Genomic DNA, 2,552 nt, shown 5'->3' on the forward strand with positions numbered 1-2,552 from the left:
AGCAGGTTTTGTTGGCTAAGATGTCGTTCATTGAATGCAAGCTAAGTGCTTCATTGCCAAGTAAAGCCTGTTTGTTTGTATCGCTCTAACAAAAGCTTCAAACCGACAAACAACGCGTGGCATTTTTTGTTTGCGGTGAATTTAGTGTTTAAGGCGCAATGCGGCAGCTTGTTTTGTGCGTTGTCTGCGGTTTAAGCTGGCGTTATGCGAATGGAGTTCAATGATCTTATCCCTGAATTTTTGGTTTCAGATCTCTCGGTTAGTGAAAGGTTTTATGTTGAAGTCCTCGGGTTCAAAGAATTATTCCGAAGAGATGGATTCGTTTTCCTCTCGTTTAATGAAACCCAGTTAATGCTAACCCAGCTACAGGATTCGTTGTGGGTAAATGGAGAGCTAGAAGCTCCTTTTGGTCGAGGGGTAAACTTAACGTATAAAGTCACAGCTAATTGGTTAAGCGCTTTGAAAGTAGACGAAGAGTCTCTTTTTCTTCCACTTGAGAAAGAGTCTTATAAAACAGGTGAAACTATGACAGTTGTGGAACAGCTAATAGTTAAAGACCCTGATGGTTACCTAATACGTTTTCTTTGTCAGCAAAATGGTTAACGGTACTATTTGCATAACAAAAGCTTCAAACCGACAGCCAACGCGTGGCACTTTTGGTTTGCAGTAATTTTAGTGTTTAAGGCGTAATGCAGCGGCTTGATTTGTGCGTTGTCTGCGGTTTAAGCTGGCGTTATAGCGCTTTGATCATTCAAGGGTTATAAGGTTGTCGAAAATTGCAGGCTTCAGTGCTTTTGAGCTCGTTTCCTCAGGCATATCCAAGGTGGAAAATTCTCGCAAGCCAAGTCGTTGTAGGTTTCAAATCTATTCAGCTTCATCAGGTTTTGAAGTTTGGTTTCCGGCTAGCTTTCCTAAATTCTCGACTTTGGGTTCTGTGGACTGGTTGCAGAAGATTTTGTTAGCTAAGATGCCTTTCATTGAATGCAAGCTAAGTGCTTCATTGCCAAGCGAGTTTTTTGTTTGTATCGCTCTAACAAAAGCTTCAAACCGACAAACAACGCGTGGCATTTTTAGTTTGCGGTGATTTGAGTGTTTAAGGCGTAATGCAGCGGCTTGGTTTGTGCGTTGCTTGCGGTTTAAGCTGGCGTTATGCATTTTTGCGCGAATCGGTTAGCAGATTCGCGCACAGGCAATAGCTACAAGAAGCCATGTAAGAATGACTCTCTTTCGTCTTTGGTATTTAAAGGGATTTTGGCTATATGAACGTGAGGGTGTATCACAGACAAATTAGGTACAAAAGAATTAACTTTTCTAGAGTAAACACTTGTTTTTATATTTTGAGTATCGACTTGCACAGTTAAGCCTGAAAAATCCTTTGATAGAATATCAGCTAAAATTTTATGTTTATCTGAAGGGAACGTTTTTTTATACATTTTGTTATATTCAGGTTCGAAATATCTAATCAGCCCAGCTTCAGCTAACAATACTCTGTTTTCTCGATCAAATTCTGCATTCATAACATCATAAAAATGATCGATGCTTTCATCATCAGTGGCGATTGGTGTCAAAGAAAAATCACCCGCACCACTAGCATGTTTCTTATAGTGCTCAAATCTAAACATTAAAATTTGTATTTCATGGTCGGGTTTGCTGAACAATGTATCAGCTAAAATTCGTTGGAACGTGCTATGAGCTTCGAGACGGTCAATTGCCAATCGTTCCCCTGATTGACCATAGGCTTTTCCGATATACAAGATCTCAAGTTCATCAGCGCCGTCCAAGTCATACTGACACTGAGTCATGAAAGACATCATGGAAAGGTTTAGTGAAGCTCCAGTATTTGTAATAAGTACTACTCGATCTTCTGGGTAAGATACTGCTTGGGCTGCGACTATTGTCTCATCTGGAGTATATGTGAAGGCAAACCTTTCATGCTCAAGTCCATCTTGTACAAGAAAGTCTCCAGTAAGGCTATTACCAACTAACTTGAATGAGTTCGGGTCGATACTTATTCGCCTTCTTCTAGCGATCATGTATAGGTTACAACCTTCCAAAATATCTCTTAGTGCTTCATCTCTCTTGATATGGTAGAGCGAGTGCGGTTGGATCACATTTGCGCCGCTCGAAAAAAGCTCTAAACCACCTTCCATTAAGTACTTTCTATATTTCATGTGCATATACTCAGTTACTGTATTTATATACAGCTTAATGTGAAGTTGTTTGGATGTAAATGATTTTGCTAAGAAACAAGTTTTGGTAGTATAGGTACTTGAATTTTAATAAATAAAATGCATAACAAGCTGTTTAAGAGTGATTCGCAACGCGTGGCATTTTTACTATGCGTCAGGTTTAGTGGTTAAGGTGGTATACGGAGGCTTCGGCATTGCGTGCCTCACATATATGGTCTCCCCCAGTTTTGCAAGTTAGCAGTATGATAAAAAGCGCAGGTTAACTACCATATATACGGCCTGTATTAGCGGCTCTTGCCTTGGCCAAGATGAGGCAGTCGAACACGAAGTCCTAATCACCTTATCGACTTTAAAAGTCAGTGT

At 40.2% G+C, this 2,552-nt stretch carries 2 protein-coding genes; one reads left to right on the plus strand and one right to left on the minus strand.

Translation table 11 applies throughout. The annotated features are described in order from the left end of the window. Positions 1 to 210: 210 nt before the first annotated feature. Positions 211 to 603, plus strand: coding sequence for a VOC family protein (locus HC752_RS23930; protein WP_190337688.1), 393 nt, complete (start codon positions 211 to 213; stop codon positions 601 to 603). A gap of 593 nt (positions 604 to 1,196) precedes the next feature. Here the strand turns inward: HC752_RS23930 and HC752_RS23935 are convergent. Then, positions 1,197 to 2,150, minus strand: a complete 954-nt coding sequence (locus tag HC752_RS23935) for a hypothetical protein (RefSeq protein WP_069547734.1) — start codon at positions 2,148 to 2,150, stop codon at positions 1,197 to 1,199. Positions 2,151 to 2,552: the final 402 nt, after the last annotated feature.

This window comes from Vibrio sp. S9_S30 (assembly GCF_014694455.1).
Lineage (GTDB): Bacteria > Pseudomonadota > Gammaproteobacteria > Enterobacterales > Vibrionaceae > Vibrio.